Origin of the sequence: Burkholderia sp. Ap-955, assembly GCF_011753045.1 — a bacterium.
Classification (GTDB): domain Bacteria; phylum Pseudomonadota; class Gammaproteobacteria; order Burkholderiales; family Burkholderiaceae; genus Burkholderia; species Burkholderia lata_D.
Map to the genome: position 1 here is coordinate 142956 of NZ_VWWH01000003.1, position 18020 is coordinate 160975.

Genomic DNA, 18020 nt, shown 5'->3' on the forward strand with positions numbered 1-18020 from the left:
GTCGCCCTCTCACGCCTTTTGTCCAACCGACCACGGAGCCGCCATGTCGCCGAGCCCCCAAGCCGTCCTTGCCACGCCGCCACACGTCGTGTGGGAAACGCTCATTCCCGCCGGAACCCACTGGTCCGGCATCCTGCGCCGCGGTCTCGCGCTGCGCGTCGTCGATGTCGACGGCGGCGCGAACCTGTCTGCCGTGTTTCACCGCCAGGAGGACCCGCTCGAACGCTACAACATGGCCGACACGCTGAAGGCGCAGCACACCGCGCATCTCACGCGCGGTCATGCGCTGTATACCGACATGGGGCGCGTGATCGCGTCGATCACGGCCGACACGCTCGGCTGGCACGACCCGCTCGGCGGCGTCGGCGATGCGCGGCTGTTCGCGCACAAGTACGGCACGACGTCGTACCAGGCCGATCGCAACGCGATGATCCGCAACGGCCGGGACAGCCTCGTGCTCGAACTCGCGAAATACGGGCTGTCGGCGCGCGACCTCGTCGCGAACGTCAATTTCTTCAGCAAGCTCGACACGCGCGACGACGGCGCGCTCGATTTCGTCGCCGGACACTCGCCGGCCGGCAGCGCGCTCGACCTGCGCTTCGAAATGAACACGCTGGCGGCGTTCTCGACGGCGCCGCATCCGCTCGACCCGCGCCCGGACTACGCGCCGAAGGCCGTGAAGCTGATCGCGTACCGCGCGTATCCGGCGGACGGTGCCGCGCCGGAAGACGACCCGTGCCGCCGCGCCTGTGCCGAGAACGTGCGCGGCTTCGCCAACACCGATCGCCTGTTTGCGTAAGGAGAGCCGAGCCATGCCGATCATCGAAAGCCGTCTCGACCCACGCGATGCCATTCACGACACCACGCTGAACGCCGGCGAACCGTGGCTGCGCGACCTGAAGCGCGGGCAGGTCTTCCGCATCCTCGACCTCGAAGGCAACCAGGCCGTCGACACGCTGTTCTACCGATCCGACGACCCCGAAGAGCGCTACAGCGCGCAGGACACCATCCGCGCGCAGCGCAACCTGTACCTGAGCGCGGGCAGCGTGCTGCTGTCGAGCCGGGGCAACCCGATGGTGACGATCGTCGCCGATACCTGCGGCCGTCATGACACGCTCGGCGGCGCGTGCGCGGCCGAGAGCAACACCGTGCGCTATGCGCTCGACAAGCGGCACATGCACAACTGCCGCGACAGTTTCCTCAATGCCATCGCGCACTGCACGTGCGGCGCGGGGGCGCGGCTCACCAAGCGCGACCTGGTCGGCAACGTCAACTTCTTCATGAACGTGCCCGTCACGCCGCTCGGCGGGCTGACCTTCGAGGACGGCATTTCCGCACCGGGCAAGTACGTCGAGATGCGCGCGGAGATGGACGTGACGGTGCTGATCTCGAACTGCCCGCAGCTCAACAACCCGTGCAACGGGTACAACCCGACGCCCGTACGCCTCACGATCTGGGAGGCGGAATGAACGACCCCCACGCTCACTATCGTTCGCTGCCCCCCAAGGGGGCGGTTGCCTCCCTTGGGACGGCCCGGCGGGAGGCAACATGAGATTCACGAAAGTCCTCGTCGCGAACCGCGGCGAAATCGCATGCCGCGTGATCCGCACGCTGAAGCGGCTCGGGATCGCGTCGGTCGCGATCTATTCCGACGCCGACCGCGATGCGCGCCATGTGGCGCTCGCCGACGAAGCCGTGCGGGTCGGTCCCGCGCCGGCGGCGGACAGCTACCTGAACGTCGCGGCGATCCTCGCCGCCGCACGCGAGACGGGCGCGCAAGCCGTGCATCCCGGCTACGGCTTCCTGTCCGAGCACGCCGGTTTCGCCGACGCATGCGAAGCCGCGGGCCTGCGCTTCATCGGGCCGCGCGGCGACCAGATGCGCGCGTTCGGGCTCAAGCACACCGCGCGCGAACTCGCCGCCGCACAGGGCGTCGCGCTGCTGCCGGGCACGGGCCTGCTCGACGATGCACGAACGGCGCTCGCCGAAGCCGACGCGATCGGCTATCCGGTGATGCTGAAAAGCACCGCGGGCGGCGGCGGGATCGGCATGTCCCTGTGCCGCGACGCTGCGCAGCTCGAAGCGGCGTTCGATTCCGTCGTGCGGCTCGGCGCCGCGAACTTCGCGCATGCGGGCGTGTATCTCGAGAAGTTCGTCGAACACGCGCGGCACATCGAAGTGCAGATCTTCGGCGACGGCCGCGGCGATGCGATCGCGCTCGGCGAACGCGATTGCTCGGTGCAGCGCCGCAACCAGAAAGTGATCGAGGAAACGCCTGCACCGGGCCTGACCGATGAAGAGCGCGCCGCGTTGCACGCGAGCGCGGTGCGGCTTGCCCGCGCGGTCGGCTATGCGTCGGCCGGCACGGTCGAATTCGTGTTCGACGCGCATACGCGCCAATTCTATTTCCTCGAGGTGAACACGCGGCTGCAGGTCGAGCATTGCGTGACCGAGGAAGTGACCGGCATCGATCTCGTGGAATGGATGATCCTGCAGGCGGAGGGCGACCTGCCGCCGCTCGACACGCTCGCCGTTGCACCGCGTGGCGCGAGCATCCAGGTGCGGCTCTACGCGGAAGATCCGCACAAGCAGTTCCTGCCGAGCGCGGGGCTGCTGACGCACGTCGCGTTTCCGGACGACGTGCGCGTCGACGGATGGATCGAGGCGGGCACCGAGATCAGCGCGTATTACGATCCGCTGCTCGCGAAGCTGATCGTGCATGGCGAGACGCGCCGCGACGCGCTGGCGGCGCTGCAGCGCGCACTGGCGCGCACGGAACTGTACGGCATCGAAACCAACCTCGATTATCTGCGCGCGATTGCCGGTTCGGACACGTTCGCGCGCGGCGCATCGACGACCGCCTTCCTGTCGCGCTTCGCGTTCGCCCCGCATACGATCGACGTGCTCGACGGCGGCGTGCAGACCACCGTGCAGCAGGCGCCCGGGCGCGTCGGCTACTGGAACGTCGGCGTGCCGCCGTCCGGGCCGATGGACGATCGCGCGTTCGGGCTCGCGAACACGCTGCTCGGCAACGCGCGCGACGCGGCGGGGCTGGAATTCACGATGGTCGGCGCGACGCTGCGCTTCAACGCCGAGACGCTCTTCGTGCTCGGCGGCGCACCCCTCGCGGCATCGCTCGATGGCGAGCCCGCTCCGTTCTGGCAGGTGCTGCGTGCGCGGCCAGGCGCGGTGCTGAAGCTGGGCGGCGTGACGGGCGCCGGCGTGCGCGCATGCCTGGCCGTGAAAGGTGGCCTGCAGGTGCCCGACTATCTCGGCAGCAAGGCGACCTTCACGCTCGGCCAGTTCGGCGGCCATGCGGGACGTGCACTGCGCAAGGGCGACGTGCTGCATCTGGACGCGGAAGCCGGGCGCGGCGACGCGGGCGCCACGCTGGCCGCGGCGGACATCCCCGCGCTGACGCATGCCTGGACGCTCGGCGTGCTCGACGGCCCGCACGGTGCGCCGGATTTCTTCACGCCGGACGACATCGCGATGCTGTACGGCACGCAGTGGACGGTCCATTACAACTCGAGCCGGACCGGCATCCGGCTGATCGGCCCGAAGCCGCAATGGGCACGCGCGGACGGCGGCGAGGCCGGCCTGCACCCGTCGAACATCCACGACAACGCGTATGCGATCGGCGCGGTCGATTTCACCGGCGACATGCCGGTGATCCTGGGCCCGGACGGCCCGAGCCTCGGCGGCTTCGTGTGTCCGGTGACGGTCGTGCACGACGAGTTGTGGAAGCTCGGGCAATTGCGGCCGGGCGATACCGTGCAGTTCGTGCGTGCCCGCGTGTCGCCCGTGCCTGCCGCCGACGCGGTTGCGCGTCCGGCACCCACCGGCGCGCCGGACGACTGCGTGCTGCATCGCGATCCGTCGGCCGGCGGCGGCATCGGCGTCGTCTACCGGCGCTCGGGCGACCGCAACGTGCTGGTGGAATACGGGCCGCTCGTGCTCGACCTGAACCTGCGTTTTCGCGTGCATGCGCTGATGTGCTGGCTCGACGCGCACCGTCTGCCCGGCATGCTCGACCTGACGCCGGGCATCCGTTCGCTGCAGGTGCAGTTCGACGCGCGGACCTTGCCGCTCGACACGCTGCTCGCGCATCTGCAGGCGGCCGAACACGAACTGCCCGAAGTCACCGACATGCGCGTGCCTAACCGCATCGTGCATCTGCCGCTGTCGTGGGACGATCCGTCGACGCGGGTCGCGATCGAGCGCTATATGCAGTCGGTGCGGCCCGATGCGCCGTGGTGCCCGAGCAATATCGAGTTCATCCGGCGGATCAACGGCCTGGCCAGCATCGACGACGTGAAGCGCATCGTGTTCGACGCCCGCTATCTCGTGATGGGCCTTGGCGACGTGTACCTCGGCGCGCCGGTCGCGACGCCGATCGATCCGCGCCACCGGCTCGTCACCACGAAGTACAACCCCGCACGCACCTGGACGCCGGAGAACGCGGTCGGCATCGGCGGCGCGTATCTGTGCGTGTACGGGATGGAGGGGCCCGGCGGGTACCAGTTCGTCGGCCGTACCGTCCAGATGTGGAACCGCCACCGCACCACGCGCGAGTTCGAAGCCGGCAAGCCGTGGCTGCTGCGCTTCTTCGACGAGATTCGCTTCTACGAAGTCAGCGAGGCGGAGCTGGCGGAACTGCGCGCGGATTTCGTCGCGGGGCGCGCCGGGCTGAAGATCGAGGAATCGATGTTCGATCTCGGCGCATACAACCGCTTCCTGCGCGACGAGGCGGATTCGATCACCGCGTTCAAGACATCGCAGCAAACGGCGTTCGAAGCAGAGCGCGAACGGTGGCGGCTGGCCGGGCATGCCGAATACGTCGGCGACGCGGCGCAGGGCGATGCGGATGCCGCGCGGGAGGCAGGCGCGCTCGCCGATACGCAGCGGGCGATTGCCGCGGACGTATCGGGCAGCGTGTGGAAGGTGCTGGTCGAAGCCGGCGAGCGCGTGACCGAAGGTCAGGTCGTCGCGATCGTCGAGTCGATGAAGATGGAGGTCGCGGTGACGGCGACGGAAGACGGCACGATCGAGACGATCGATTGCGCGCCGGGCGCGGCGGTGGTGGCCGGCCAGCGGCTGATGGTGATGAAGGCGGGCGCCGCCGAGGAGGTCGCATGAGCACGACGGAACGTTCGATCCTGCCCGGCGTCCGCTCGATCGCCGCGCTGCGTGCACGCTATGCGGCGGGCGACCTGACGCCGCACGCGCTCGTCGACGCGATCGCCGCGCATTTCGCCGCCGGCGATCCGCATCATGCGTGGATCCGGCCGCTGACGCATGGCGAGATGACGGCCTATGCCGACGCGCTGGCCGGGCGCGACCTCGCGTCATTGCCGCTGTACGGCGTGCCGTTCGCGATCAAGGACAACATCGACCTCGCCGGCATCCCGACGACGGCAGCCTGCCCGGCCTATGCGTACACGCCGGCGCGCAGCGCGCCCGTCGTCGAGCGGCTGATCGCGGCCGGCGCGATCCCGATCGGCAAGACCAACCTGGACCAGTTCGCGACCGGGTTGTCGGGCCAGCGCTCGCCTTATGGCGCGTGCCGCAATGCGCTCGATCCGCGTTATGCATCGGGCGGCTCGAGCTCCGGGTCGGCGGTGGCCGTGGCGCTCGGCGTCGCGTCGTTCTCGCTGGGTACCGACACGGCCGGCTCCGGGCGCGTGCCGGCCGCGTTTCACGGGCTCGTCGGGCTCAAGCCGACCAAGGGCGTGTTGAGCACGCTCGGTGTCGTACCGGCCTGCCGGTCGCTCGATTGCGTGTCGGTGTTCGCGCATTCGGCGGCCGACGCGCGAACGGTGTTCGGCGCCGCGCACGGCGTGACCGACGGCGATCCATACGGACGCGCATGGCAGCCGCTGCTGGGCACGGACGGGCTCCGCGCGCAACTGGCGCGACCGCTCGGGCAGTTGCGCTTCGGCATGCCGCGCGCCGATCAGCTGCAATTCTTCGGCGACGAATCGTACGGCGCGGCATGGCGTGCCGCGCTCGAACGCCTGCGCGCGACCGGGGCGACGATCGTCGAGATCGATTTCAGCGCGTTCCTGGCTGCCGCGCGGCTGCTGTACGAAGGCCCGTGGGTCGCAGAACGGCTCGCCGCGATTGGCGCCTTCGCCGCGCGGGAACCGGACGCGCTGCATCCGGTGATCCGCGAAATCGTCGGGGGCGCGGCGCGCTTCAGCGCGGCCGATGCGTTCGCCGCGTTCGACACGCTCGCGACGCTGCGCGTCGAGGCCGGTCGCGCATGGGACGGACTGGACGCGATCGTCATGCCGACTTCGGCGACGACGGCGACCATCGACGCACTCGAAGCCGACCCGATCGGCGTCAATTCGCGTTTTGGCTATTACACGAACTTCGTCAACCTGCTCGACCTGTCGGCGATCGCGGTGCCCGCCGGCCTTTGCGAAACCGGGCGCCATGCCGGGTTGCCGTTCGGCATCACGTTCGTCGGGCGTGCACACGACGACGCGCGGCTGCTCGATCTTGCGCAGGCGTGGATCGAAGCAGACGAACGCGGCGGCCCAGGCGAGGGGGGCGATTTGCAGGCGGACGTTGCCGGCGACGCGTGTGCAACCACGACACCGGTGCCCGGCGCGTCATCCGGCGTCGTGCGTGTGGCGGTCGTCGGTGCGCATCTGAGCGGTGAGCCGCTCAACTGGCAGCTCACCCGGCGAGGCGGACGTTTCGTCGCCGCGACGACGACGGCGCCCGCCTATCGTCTCTACGCGCTGTCCGCGGCGGCATCCGGCGGCGTCGCCAAGCCGGGCCTCGTGCGTGTGCCTGAAGGCGGCGCGTCGATTGCGGTCGAGGTCTGGGAGATACCGGTCGACGCTTACGGCAGCTTCGTCGCCGGCATTGCCGACCCGCTCGGCATCGGCACGCTGACGCTCGCGGACGGCACTCGGGTGCAGGGTTTCCTGTGTGAAAGCGCGGCGCTAGACGGCGCGCGGGACATCACGCACTTCGGCGGCTGGCGTGCCTACCGTGCGAGCGGCGCGACCGGCGCAGGCGCATTGCAATGAACGTCCGGTCGCGCGGCGCCCCGGCATGCGCGCGACCGGCACCTGAAACGATACGGAGATTGACATGCCAATGACCCGCAACACGACCGGATGGCTCGCCGTGCGCCGCGAGCTGACGACCCGCGGAAAATGGACGCTCGGCGTGGCGTCCTTCCTGCTGCCATTCGCCGTCTGGTGCCTGATCAGCTATGTGCCGTTCATCTGGCATCCGCAAATGCGCATCACGAATCCGGGAAGCGTCGACTACTTCCAGACCGGCATGCAGATCGATCGCGACGTGTTCGACGACGAACTCGCACATGCGCGAGCGACCCGTGCGGCCGTGCCCGAAGGCGTGCGCGCGAACCCGGTTTACCTGCCCGCGCCGCACCAGGTGCTGCGCGCGTTCTACACGGCGTTCACGACCCCGCCGGCATCCCGCGACGGCGTCTGGCTGCACGAGAGCCTGTGGCACAGCATCCGGATCATCTTCTGGGGCTTCGTGATTTCATCAGCGATCGGCGTGCCGCTCGGTATCGTCTGCGGCACCTTCAGTGCGCTCGCGCGGTTGCAGGAGCCGTTCCTGGAGTTCTTCCGCTACCTGCCCGCACCGGCGTTCGGCGCGCTGATGGTCGCGATCCTCGGCATCTACGATGCGCCGAAGGTCGCGATCATCGTGATCGGGACGCTGTTCCAGCAGGTGCTGATCATCGCGAACACGACGCGCAAGCTCGAATACGGGCTGTTCGAGGCCGCGATGACACTCGGCACGAAGAAGCTGAAGCTGCTCACGCACGTCGTGATCCCCGGCGTGCTGCCGGACCTGTATCGCGACCAGCGCATCCTGCTCGGCTGGGCCTGGACCTACCTGATCGTCGCCGAACTCGTCGGCACGAGCTCGGGCATCACGTGGTACATCAGCCAGCAGGCGCGCTACCAGCATTTCGACAACGTGTATGCGGCGATCCTGATGATCGGGATCATCGGCCTCGGCACCGACATCGTGCTCGGGCTGCTCGGCCGCAAGCTGTTTCCGTGGGATCGCACGCTGAACGCGTGACGTCCGTTGACGCCCACCCATCGACCGATTTCCGCAGAGGCCATCATGCAGAACCCGCAAGCCGTTCCCGACTACCTGATGCAGTCCGACGCCGTGCGCGAGCGCTTCGCCCGCCTGAAAACCCGCGACGTGATACTCGACGTGCGTCATGTCGGCAAGCGTTTCGCGACGCCGCAGGGCGAGTGCACCGCACTCGACGACATCAGTTTCCGTACCTACCGGCGCGAATTCGTGTGCGTAATCGGACCGTCCGGCTGCGGCAAGTCGACCCTGATCCGCATCCTGGCCGGGCTCGATGCACAGACGAGCGGCGAGGTGCTGCTCGACGGCAAGCCCGTGCAGGGGCCGGGCGCCGATCGCGGGATGGTGTTCCAGGGCTATACGCTGTTTCCGTGGCTCACCGTGAAAAAGAACGTGATGTTCGGACTCCGGATGAACGGCAGCAGCAGCGGCCAGGCCGAGCGCGAAGCGCTGCAGTGGCTCGATCTGGTCGGGCTGACGCGGTTCGCGGAGATGTATCCGCACCAGTTGTCGGGCGGGATGAAGCAGCGCGTGGCGATCGCCCGTGCGCTCGCGAACCGTCCGCGCATCCTGCTGATGGACGAGCCGTTCGGCGCGCTCGACGCGCAGACGCGGGCGAGGATGCAGACACACCTGCTCGACATCTGGCGCAACATCGACGTGACGATCCTGTTCATCACGCACGATCTCGACGAGGCGATCTTTCTGGCGGACCGGATTCTCGTGCTGAAGGCGAACCCGGGGGCGGTGCAGGAACTGATCGAGGTGCCCGTACCACGGCCGCGCGACTATTCGCAGGTCAATACGCCCGAGTTCATCGCGACGAAGGCGCGGCTCGAGGCGCTGATCCATCCGAAGGAGGCGGTGGCCATCGACGACGGCGTGAGGCCGCACATGATCCGCATGACCGATGTGTCGGACAACGTCGAGTAAGCCGTGAAGAAAGCGGTCGGACGGTTGCGACGAATCTAGCTGCGGGCGATTGCCAGCGCCTTCGCGACATCGCCGCGGCGATACGCGGCCCGGACGGCCGCTGCCGTGGCCGCGACGATTTCCGGCGGGGGTGGCTTCCGCAGGCGCACGGCGACGCGCGGCAGTGACGCGAGCTGAGTCCGGAGGTCGACGATCAGCCGGCAGCAGCGAAAACCGTCGGACGCGGCCTCCGGGAGGACGGCGGCGTCGGCAAGCCCGGCCGTCCACTCGACGCCGCGATGGCGCCTGACGGCGTCGAGGTGCGGCAGATGGCGCGCGTCGCCCGATAACGCGATCAACAGCGCGGCCCACTGCGCGCCGCGCCATCCATGTTCCTCGTCGTGCGTGAGGTCGGCCAGCAGCGCGTCGTCCAGCACGGACAGGCTTTGCTGGCACAGGTAGTGGAAGTCGAGCGGCTGATAGCGGACCTGCGGGTAGTCGCGCAGCACGTGCCCGAGTTCGGCTCCGGTCTCGACGGCAGCGGCCAGAAATTGTTCGGCCGGCGCGGGACGGTTCAGCAGCAGCGTCGGTACGCTTCGGTAGAGCCGGTAGATGTCGTCGGGGTGATAGTGCATCGCGAATGTCGGGGTGATCGACCGGCGCGCGGTGCGCCATTCAGGTTTTCGGCTGGTCGCCGGACAGCAGCGCGGTGTAACGCCGCTGCATTTCATCGGGTTCGACCGCTTCGATCGTATGCCCGATCAGCCAATCGTAACCGAACGGGGCGCGAATCTTGCCGGAACGCTCGCCGTAGAACTGGTCCTGGATCGCGCGTGTCAGCTGCGCACCGGCCGCGAGCGCGGCGGCGATCGTCGCGTCGGCGTCGTCGACGTGCAGGTGAAGCGACATCGGCGCCTTGCCGTCCGGGTCGAGCGCGACGATATCGTATTCGGGGAACTCGTCCGAGATCATCAGCGTGCACGGCCCGAGCTGCAATTCCGCGTGGCCGATGCGTCCCGACGGCTCGACGAGACGGAATTTCTCCTGCGCGCCGAACGCCTTCGCATAGAACGCGATGGCGTCGTCCGCGCGCTTGGCGCGCAAATAGGGAAACACTTCGTGAATCGCCATGGTGCCCTCCGGTTTGGGGGTGGGTGTCGCTCGATCCTGTCGGGCCTCGCGGGGCGGGGCTTGAACAAAATTTATCGCCGTGCCTGACTCGGAAACGGCTGATACGACGCCCGGACCGAGGCGATGACGGGCCGCAGGGGCGTCGCCGGGACGGCAGCCGAGAAATCGTGTCTTTCGCCGTGTCGTGAACGGCTAACGCGCTGATTCTACAAACGAATCGAGCGTCTCGGGGAAGGGCGGCGCACGTCGACGAATTCGACCGGCGGTTCCTGCTGCTGATGAACGAGCACATCGACTTCGACCGCGCCTGGTTCGGTCATTCGAGCATCCTGCCCGATGCCGCCGGAGATCTCGCTGCCGGCCGGCTGTCGGGCGATCGGCCCGTCGGGGTACAGCGCGCCGGGGCGATGGGTAGCGAAGCGGTCTCGCTGCAGGTCGCGGCCGCGGGTGCATGCGGCGGGGGGCTGGACTTCAGGAGGTATTCATCGCCGGGCTTTTCACCGGCGCCGGCCGTGAACCTGCAAACCGGAACGCGACATCGGGATATCGCGGCGCGCCCGACGCCGGAGGTCAGGCTTCGATATTCGCCTGCTCGATACGTTGCGTCCCCGCTCGATGTCGCACGCCTGCGATATAGAACAAGCAGCCTGTCGCGGCAAAGCAGGCCATGATGTAAAACAATGCGTGCGCCCCGACTCGGCTGTTGAGCAGAAATCCGCACAGGATGGTATTCAATCCGCCACCCAGCATCGAGATGTTCTGAACGCCGAAATAGGCCCCCTTCATGTCGTTGCGGGCGATCGAATCGACGAACATGAATTCCGAAGGCACGATCAGGATCTCGCCGAGCGTAAAGATGAGCGTGCCGACGATCCAGAAGGCAACCAGCATCGAATGATCGTAAACGAGCAACCCTGCGATCAGCATGACACTGCCGGCCATCACGGCCGCGAGCATGTTTCGATGGGAAATCCGGCTGCCTACCAGGTATTGCAGCAGGATAACGGTAGCGGCATTGACGGCCGTGGCAAATGAAATCAGCGTCTCGGCCCGAGCCGTGTCCGTCGCGTGCCCGACATACTGCGACAGATAGGTCGTGAATCTTGCGTAGACGAGAGAGCTGAACAGCCCTCCGAGGGTGAACAACTGCAGCCGCCTATCGCCTGCCAGCACGGCCACGATTTCCCTCAACGGCGGTTGCGATCCGGCCTGCGGAACAGCCAGGTTCGCAACGGTGCGGTAGCGTCGCGCGCAGGCGATTAAGACGGCCAGCGCGCTCAGGTTCAATGCGGCAGAAACGAGCATCGGTGCCAGGGCCGACCAGTGGCTGAGAGCGAGCCCGGCCACCGGCGCCGTGCAGAACGCCAGATTGATGATCGTGTAATTCGCCGAGAACGCGGCGCTGCGCTGCTGTTCGGGCAGAATCCCGGTGAGCAGGGACTTGATCGACAGATGCATCGTCGTAAATGCCAGTTCGATGGCCACCAGGCACGCGAAAATCAACGAGAATCGCGCTGTCATCGGAATGAGCGCATAGATCGCGGCAGATATCGCGATGACCAGCAGCAACGCGCGCAACGGTGTGAATCGGTCCACCAGGATCCCGCAGTAAATGCCCCCGAGCGTCGCGATCATCACGGAGCACCCGAGCGCATAACCGACCTGCACGGCCGAGAACCCGAGGCTCGTCGACAGGTAGATCGGGAAAAAAGTGAACGTCAATGCCCGGCTGAAGTTCAGCAGGAAGGCCAGCGAGAGTAGCGGCCGCAGTACTGGGGCGTCAGTCATTCGGCATCAGCTCCCGCGAAGCGAGCCGAGCCTCGGTTTCGTCCACGATCCCGTCGATGTCCAGTTCCCGGCCCGCTTGCCGCAAGCAGTGGCCGAGTGCGGCCACGAGGCGCAGTACGGCCTGCGGGCGACACTGTTCCCCCATCTGGCCGATGCGCAGCAGCGGCAGGCCGAAGGAGGTCGAGATCTCGATGCGATGCTGGTCGCGCAAGCGCGCGACGAACGCGTCCGGTTGTATCCCGCTGGGTAGATGAAAGCCGATCACCGAGTGCAGACGGGTTGGCGGGGGCGCGGCCAGCGTCAGGTTCAGTTCGAGCAGTGCCTCCTGCACGGCCGTCGAACACGAACGATGCCGCTCGATACGGGCAGGCAAGGTCTCCTCGTTCAGCAGGCGCAGCGCCTCGTGCAACGCGAACAGACCGTTGACGGGGGCCGTGTAGTGGTAGCGGTGCTCGTGCCAGAACGCATGTGCCAGGGCGGCGTCGAGGCACCAGTGGGCGGGCTTGAAGTCGCGCTTCGCGACGCGTTGCCAGGCATTGGCGGAAAAGGCGATCAGCGACACGCCGGGGATCGCCGACAGTCCCTTCTGACCGCCGCAAAACACCACGTCGAGCTGCCATGCATCCATCGGCAACGCCGTGGTGCCCACCGTGCACACCGCGTCGACCACGCTCAGGGCCTCGTATTGGCGGCACAGCGCCGCAATCTGCGGCAGCGCGTGATTGATCGTGGTCGACGAAGTTTCACCGTGCACCACCGTGACGAGGCCGGGCCGGTAGCGCGCCAGATGCTGCTGGAACTGCTCGATCGGGAAGCGCGCGTGACCGTCGAACTGGAAGACCTCCACGCCTGATTGCAGGCGCGTGGCCATCTCGGCCAGACGCGCGCCGAAATGACCGCCGACGATGGCGAGGACGCGCGATCGGGCGTTCACCAGGTTGGCGAGCGCCATTTCGCCGGCAGCCGAGCCGGGGCCGGCCAGGCCGAAAATCCACGGCGTTGCGGTCTGAAACGCATAACGCGCCATGTCCTTCAGTTGATCGAGCACGTCGTTCATGTCCGGGCCGAGATGGCTTGCGACATGCATATTGGCCTGCCGTACCGAGAGCGGTTGCGGGACGGGGCCCGCACCCATCAGCAATACCTCGCGCTGAAACAGGCCCTGCTGCAGGGCAGGATAGGATCTCGCTTCGATCACGACGCTGTCTCCAGGTCGCTCTGGCGATGGTCCTCGACGAGACGTACCTTGCCGCTGACAGGGTTGCGCGTCAGCGTGCCCTGCGCCAACTGGACGACCTCCACCTCGAATTGCAGCAACTGGTCGGACACCATGTCGTACGATTGCAAGGCTGGCAGCGTATCGATCAGATGCTTTCTCAGCCCGCGCGTGTCGAGGTGTTCCGGCGACTCGACATTGACTTGCAGCGTTTCGTATTGCCGATGGCGGCGGATGCTCAATTGCAACTGGATGATCGGCACATGTGCCAGAGCGTCGACGATTTCCTGGTGATAGAGCGCCTGTCGGCCATTGAGGATGATCAGCCCGTCGCCGCGCCCCAGATATTCCAGCGCGCGCCCTTGCGGGTGCGCGACGATTCGGCCCAGATCGCCGATCCGGTACCGGACGAGCGGGTATTCGAACTTCTGCCAGTTGGTGATCAGGATGTGGCCCTGCTGACCATCGGGCACCGGCTTACCGTCGTCGTCGACGATCTCGACATAGTTGTAGTCGTCGACCAGCAGATGTACGGTGCCGCCGAGATCTTCGGGCTGGTAGCCGATCTGCGCGCCATCGTTGGCCGCAAGGATGCTGCGAACCACGCTGACGCCGAACTCGGTCTTCAACCATCGCTTGCGGCTTTCCTGCCAGGCCGCGCCGCCATAGATGACCTTCTCGATCCGGAATGCGGGATCAATCCGCTTGGCGCCGTCCAGCAGCGTTTCGAGCAGGCTGGGAATGCCGATCACGACGTTGATGCCGAACGCCTGGCGCAAATGGACCAGTTCTTCCGGTGTCACGTTTTGCCCGACCGTATAGGACTCTACGGGCATCAGGGCGAGTTCCTGGGAACTGGTCAACATGCCGCCGTACAAATGTCCGCCGTACAGCGTGTTGACGACCTTGTCGCCCGGTGTCAAACCGGAGTCGTACAACATCTGCACGGCTTCCTGCAGCATGCTTTGCCAGTCATGACGTGAATAGGGAATGTAGCGTTTCTTTCCGCCGCTGGAGCCCGATACCAGGACTTCGCCGGTCGGCAGTGCGCCGGACCCCATGCCGTTTCCGTAAGGCGGCGAATGAGCCTCGAGCGTGGCCTTGTCCAGCACCGGAAAATCGCCGAAGGTCGAGATCGTGTCGGGGAGCGTCAGCCCGCGATAGTAGGGAAGCTGCCGGATCTCGTGAAAAAGAAAGCGCACCCGGCTGTCGAGGCGCAGCGATCGGCTGGCCGTGCTCGCCTGGCGGCGCGCGTCGGTGAGCGACGTGCCGGCCAGGTAGGTTTTTTCGACCAGCACGGCGCTCCACGAATGCGACAAATCCAGTTCCAGCGGATAAGGCACGGCAGTTCCCGGGCCGATTCGATAGCGGATTGCGCCGGGATCTTCGGCATTGCCGTCGTCCGGCAAACGCAGCGGCGGCACTTCTACGCGCAGCGAGCCATCGTCAGGTTCAGGGTTCAGCGAAAACGCGAACGGCAAGAAGGTGCGTTGCTGCGCCGCGACCTCTGAGACGGCCTCCCAAAACGAAACAAACTCGCTTTCCACCGCCACCCGATTCCCGGTCAGCCAGGCCAGCAGAACACCGCGCCACTGAGCCTGCAGGCTGTAGCCGGTGACTGTAATGACGCCGCGCGGGCGCAGTTCCGTGACGTCGTTGCGATCGGCGTGGTAGATCCACGGCAGCGCGTGCAGGTTGCCGAGGCCACGCCAGACAGCTTGCTTGAGTGCGACAGGATCGAACAGGGCGGTAATTTCACCGACTTGTCGCGGAGTCAGTTGACGACGCCAGTCGGTTTGCTTCCGAAGTGCGTCGAAGAGTGACGAGAGGGTGATGATGCGATCGGTAATGTCGTGCATGGTGAGGGTTCGGGCAAGCGATTGAACGAGGCGGTCAGAGGATGCCGGGCTAAGCGATACGCCGCAGACAGTGGCCGAGAAAGTGCTCGAGCTGTTCCGGCGAATCGGCGCGAGCCACCAGCGACAGCGGAATCTGCGCTTCGTCGTAGGTCAGTTGTTCCACCGGCCGGTCATTGCGCTGAAGCTCGATCAGTAGTGGGCTTCGCGCGACATCGTCCGGCACGACGAGTTCGGGCAGGTTGGGGCGATGATGGCCGGGGTAGAGGAGGAAGCCGTAGTACGCCGGGGACGATGCGGCAGCCGCCGGAGCCGGCAGCTTCAGGTAGTCGCTGAGCTCGATCGACGGCAGGTGAACGCCAGTGCGCAACTGATGGGTTTCGACGATGCGGGCACCGCCCAGACGGTTGGCGGCCTCGAGGAAAATGCAGGTCTCGCCGTCGAAGAAGGCCTCGATATGGATACAGCCGTGGCGGATCCCCAGGGCCTCGACGACCTGATGCGCGAACGCATCGAATACCGGGCTCTGCTCGACCTGGAACGAGCCGACCGGCTCGCCGGACAGGTAGGCGAGCGGCGTATTGATATAGCGGCTCGGCAGGAAATGTTCGATCTTGCCGTCCACCACCACGCCGTCGAAGTGGTAGAGCGGCGCATCGACATATTCCTCGATTTCATGGCTGCCCCAGCCATCGTGACGTTCGAGGTGGTCTATCGCGGCGTCGAAACTGTCATGGACCACGATGCCGCGGCTCGATGCGCCATCGCGCGGCTTGCTGATCGTCCTGCCGCTCCATCTTCGCGTCGCCACGTCCTCAGCCCGCTCGATGAAGCGCGGATAGCGTATCGAGCCGACTTCGGCGATGCGCCGTTTCATCTTGACCTTGTCGCGCACCAGTTCGATCTGTTCGTACGCCGGGCCGGCGATACCGAGTGCTGCCCGAATCCGGCACGCTTCGAGGATGCCGTATTCGGATAGCGCGATCACGGAACGGAAGCCGTCGTCGGGGGATACGCGCGCCAGTACCGCCGGAACGAGGTCGTCGTCGGCGTCCGGCGGCAGGACGATCCGACGGCATGCCAGTCCGTCCGGCAGATCGCGCAGGTGTTTGTCGAGCCCGATATAGGTGAGGTCGTGTTCGCGATGGTCGAGCACGAGGTCGTAGCGCATCTTCTTGAACGGTGCCTGATGCAGGATCAGGATTTTCATTGCGACACCTCCAGGAGCGACATGCCCCAGCTGAACCCCATCGCGCTGGTTGCCATCGCGACGATATCTCCGCGCTGCAACCGGCCTGCCTGGAACAACTGACGCAGTGCAATCCAGTTGTCGCCGCCGCCGAGATGGCCGTCGAGGTGGTAGTTGAAGACGCTTCGCTCCGCCGAAAGATCGAGTGTTTTCAGCAAACTCTCGTGGACGTCCCGATCGCCCTGGTTGATGAGCAGGTAGCGCAACTGCTCGATCGCCACGGAGGCACCAGACAGGCAGAGGCCGAGCAGTTCCACGAACGCATCGATGTAGCGCCGTTTCAGGCCCCGGCGTTCGTAGTGCTTTCGCACCAGGGTTCGGCTGTCGTGCAGCCGGCCGCGATACATGTCGCACCACGAAGGGTCGGTGCGCATCTCGTCCCCCCGCAGTGTCAGCAGCGGGCGGTCCGTACCGACCAGCACGGCGGTGGCGCTGTCCCCGAAGTTGAACAATGCGCGCGATTGCGCGTCGGACCGGTCGATGACGCGGCTCAGACGGTCGCAGATGATGACGAGCGCAAGATGACCCGGCCGCGCGGCCACCTTGTCGCGCGCAATGGACAGGCCAGTCGCGCCAGCGTTGCAGAAGTTGACGACCTCGAAGCAATGCGCGTGCGTCAAGCCGAGTTCGGACGCGACTTTCGCGGCAGGCGACCAGAACGGCGCATCCCAGACGCCCGACCCGCAGTAGATCACCCAACCGATCCGTTTCGTATCGACGGCTTGCCGCTCGATCACGGTGGCGGCTACCTGGGCCGCGTACCGCCAGTCAGGGATATCGGCGTCGAACACCGATACCGCCGACGCCGGAAGGATCTCGTCCAGGTCGCCGGGCTCCAGCCCCGACCAGCGCACGAGGTCCTGGCGCGAGACGGTGAGCGCGGGCACCAGCGTCTCGAAATCGGTTACACCGACAGCGCTGCTCATTTCACCGCCACGCGATGCACGGTGCGTGCATGGTTGTCTTCGACGGGCGTGACCGCGTGATAGGCGGTTTCCGTCTTCCACAACAGCAGATCGCCTTTGGTCCACCGGTGGCGGTAGACGTAGCGGCTGTCTGTCACCAGTTCTTCCAGCAGCGTCAGGAAGTCCTGGTTTTCGTTCGCGTCGAAGCCGATCACGTAATCGAGGTAGTCCCTGGCGCCATACAGGTACGGCCGCCTGGTTCGCGCGTCGACCTTGACCAGGTCATGCGTGACCGGCGGATGCAGCTTTTCCGCGTGCTGCATGATCTCGGCGATCGAATAGCCTACGTGTTCCGGGCGGGCCTTGAAGCGCTTGCGCACCGTGTGGACCGCCTGGCGGCCTTCGATCTTTCTCTTCCACGTATCGGGCAGGCGGGCATAGACATCGCGGGCGCTGGAAAACAGCGTATCGCCGCTCGACGCCGGAATGGTGATGCCGTGCAACAGCGTATAGGTGGTGGGGTTATCGGTATATGACGAGTCCTGATGCCAGAAATTGCCCACGCGCGGTACGCCATACGCCTTTCCGTTCACCACCTCGTTCGACGAGATCATGATCTCAGGATGCTCAGGGTGGCGGTACTGACTCATGACGAAGGGCACCGGTTCGCCGATCAGGCGTGCGAGTTCTACCTGTTCGCCCGGGGAGATCTCGAGATCCTTGAATATCAGCAGTTCGTTGTCGTGCAGGGCCTGCAGCACTTGCTCGCGGATCTCCGGGTTGCGGATATCGCGGATCGAGATGTCGTGGATTTCGGCGCCGACATAATCGCTGACTGGCTTGATTTGCATGATGTT

General features: G+C 66.2%; 14 protein-coding genes. 6 read left to right on the forward strand and 8 right to left on the reverse strand.

What is annotated here, in order from left to right; translation table 11 throughout:
* Window positions 1-43: 43 nt before the first annotated feature.
* The 6 genes from F3J15_RS02905 (at window position 44) to F3J15_RS02930 (ending at window position 9039) form a co-directional block, all read left to right on the forward strand.
* Window positions 44-799, forward strand: a complete 756-nt coding sequence (locus tag F3J15_RS02905; RefSeq protein ID WP_069251609.1) for an urea amidolyase associated protein UAAP1 — start codon at window positions 44-46, stop codon at window positions 797-799.
* A gap of 13 nt (window positions 800-812) precedes the next feature.
* Entirely contained in the window at window positions 813-1469 is a 657-nt protein-coding gene (locus F3J15_RS02910) for an urea amidolyase associated protein UAAP2 (RefSeq protein ID WP_166887523.1), read from the forward strand.
* A 79-nt stretch (window positions 1470-1548) separates the two neighbouring features.
* Complete coding sequence (uca, locus tag F3J15_RS02915; RefSeq protein WP_166887526.1) at window positions 1549-5139, forward strand: urea carboxylase; 3591 nt, start codon at window positions 1549-1551, stop codon at window positions 5137-5139.
* Window positions 5136-7046, forward strand: coding sequence for an allophanate hydrolase (atzF, locus tag F3J15_RS02920; RefSeq protein ID WP_166887529.1), 1911 nt, complete (start codon window positions 5136-5138; stop codon window positions 7044-7046). Before uca ends, atzF begins: the two co-directional genes overlap by 4 nt.
* Window positions 7047-7110: 64 nt before the next feature.
* The gene (locus tag F3J15_RS02925; protein ID WP_166887532.1) at window positions 7111-8085 is read left to right on the forward strand and encodes an ABC transporter permease; all 975 of its coding nucleotides are present in this window, start codon (window positions 7111-7113) and stop codon (window positions 8083-8085) included.
* A 45-nt stretch (window positions 8086-8130) separates the two neighbouring features.
* Window positions 8131-9039, forward strand: coding sequence for an ABC transporter ATP-binding protein (locus F3J15_RS02930; RefSeq protein ID WP_069251604.1), 909 nt, complete (start codon window positions 8131-8133; stop codon window positions 9037-9039).
* 35 nt (window positions 9040-9074) lie between these two features.
* Here the strand turns inward: F3J15_RS02930 and F3J15_RS02935 are convergent, their stop codons facing one another.
* From F3J15_RS02935 to F3J15_RS02970, 8 genes are all read right to left on the reverse strand, one after another.
* On the reverse strand, window positions 9075-9653 hold the full coding sequence (locus F3J15_RS02935) for a hypothetical protein (protein WP_166887535.1): 579 nt from the start codon (window positions 9651-9653) through the stop codon (window positions 9075-9077).
* A 40-nt stretch (window positions 9654-9693) separates the two neighbouring features.
* A complete protein-coding gene (locus tag F3J15_RS02940; RefSeq protein WP_166887539.1) occupies window positions 9694-10149 on the reverse strand; it encodes a VOC family protein in 456 nt (151 codons plus the stop codon).
* 570 nt (window positions 10150-10719) lie between these two features.
* Window positions 10720-11937 carry an MFS transporter gene (locus tag F3J15_RS02945; RefSeq protein WP_166887542.1) on the reverse strand — a complete coding sequence of 406 codons (1218 nt, stop codon included), beginning with the start codon at window positions 11935-11937 and terminating at the stop codon, window positions 10720-10722.
* Window positions 11930-13135, reverse strand: a complete 1206-nt coding sequence (locus F3J15_RS02950) for an aminotransferase class V-fold PLP-dependent enzyme (RefSeq protein ID WP_345891475.1) — start codon at window positions 13133-13135, stop codon at window positions 11930-11932. The genes F3J15_RS02945 and F3J15_RS02950 overlap by 8 nt, the downstream gene beginning before the upstream one ends.
* Window positions 13132-15012, reverse strand: coding sequence for a phenylacetate--CoA ligase family protein (locus F3J15_RS02955; protein WP_166887545.1), 1881 nt, complete (start codon window positions 15010-15012; stop codon window positions 13132-13134). The genes F3J15_RS02950 and F3J15_RS02955 overlap by 4 nt, the downstream gene beginning before the upstream one ends.
* Before the next feature lie 49 nt (window positions 15013-15061).
* Window positions 15062-16219, reverse strand: a complete 1158-nt coding sequence (locus F3J15_RS02960; RefSeq protein WP_166887548.1) for a hypothetical protein — start codon at window positions 16217-16219, stop codon at window positions 15062-15064.
* Entirely contained in the window at window positions 16216-17184 is a 969-nt protein-coding gene (locus tag F3J15_RS02965) for a ketoacyl-ACP synthase III family protein (protein WP_166887550.1), read from the reverse strand. Before F3J15_RS02965 ends, F3J15_RS02960 begins: the two co-directional genes overlap by 4 nt.
* On the reverse strand, window positions 17181-18014 hold the full coding sequence (locus tag F3J15_RS02970) for a TauD/TfdA family dioxygenase (protein ID WP_166887553.1): 834 nt from the start codon (window positions 18012-18014) through the stop codon (window positions 17181-17183). The genes F3J15_RS02965 and F3J15_RS02970 overlap by 4 nt, the downstream gene beginning before the upstream one ends.
* Between the last annotated feature and the right edge of the window lie 6 nt (window positions 18015-18020).

Coding starts and splice junctions, on each gene's coding strand:
- F3J15_RS02905 (WP_069251609.1), top strand. CDS start 44: ATGTCGCCGAGCCCCCAAGCCGTCCTTGCCACGCCGCCACACGTCGTG.
- F3J15_RS02910 (WP_166887523.1), top strand. CDS start 813: ATGCCGATCATCGAAAGCCGTCTCGACCCACGCGATGCCATTCACGAC.
- uca (WP_166887526.1), top strand. CDS start 1,549: ATGAGATTCACGAAAGTCCTCGTCGCGAACCGCGGCGAAATCGCATGC.
- atzF (WP_166887529.1), top strand. CDS start 5,136: ATGAGCACGACGGAACGTTCGATCCTGCCCGGCGTCCGCTCGATCGCC.
- F3J15_RS02925 (WP_166887532.1), top strand. CDS start 7,111: ATGCCAATGACCCGCAACACGACCGGATGGCTCGCCGTGCGCCGCGAG.
- F3J15_RS02930 (WP_069251604.1), top strand. CDS start 8,131: ATGCAGAACCCGCAAGCCGTTCCCGACTACCTGATGCAGTCCGACGCC.
- F3J15_RS02935 (WP_166887535.1), bottom strand. CDS start 9,653: ATGCACTATCACCCCGACGACATCTACCGGCTCTACCGAAGCGTACCG.
- F3J15_RS02940 (WP_166887539.1), bottom strand. CDS start 10,149: ATGGCGATTCACGAAGTGTTTCCCTATTTGCGCGCCAAGCGCGCGGAC.
- F3J15_RS02945 (WP_166887542.1), bottom strand. CDS start 11,937: ATGACTGACGCCCCAGTACTGCGGCCGCTACTCTCGCTGGCCTTCCTG.
- F3J15_RS02955 (WP_166887545.1), bottom strand. CDS start 15,012: ATGCACGACATTACCGATCGCATCATCACCCTCTCGTCACTCTTCGAC.
- F3J15_RS02960 (WP_166887548.1), bottom strand. CDS start 16,219: ATGAAAATCCTGATCCTGCATCAGGCACCGTTCAAGAAGATGCGCTAC.
- F3J15_RS02965 (WP_166887550.1), bottom strand. CDS start 17,184: ATGAGCAGCGCTGTCGGTGTAACCGATTTCGAGACGCTGGTGCCCGCG.
- F3J15_RS02970 (WP_166887553.1), bottom strand. CDS start 18,014: ATGCAAATCAAGCCAGTCAGCGATTATGTCGGCGCCGAAATCCACGAC.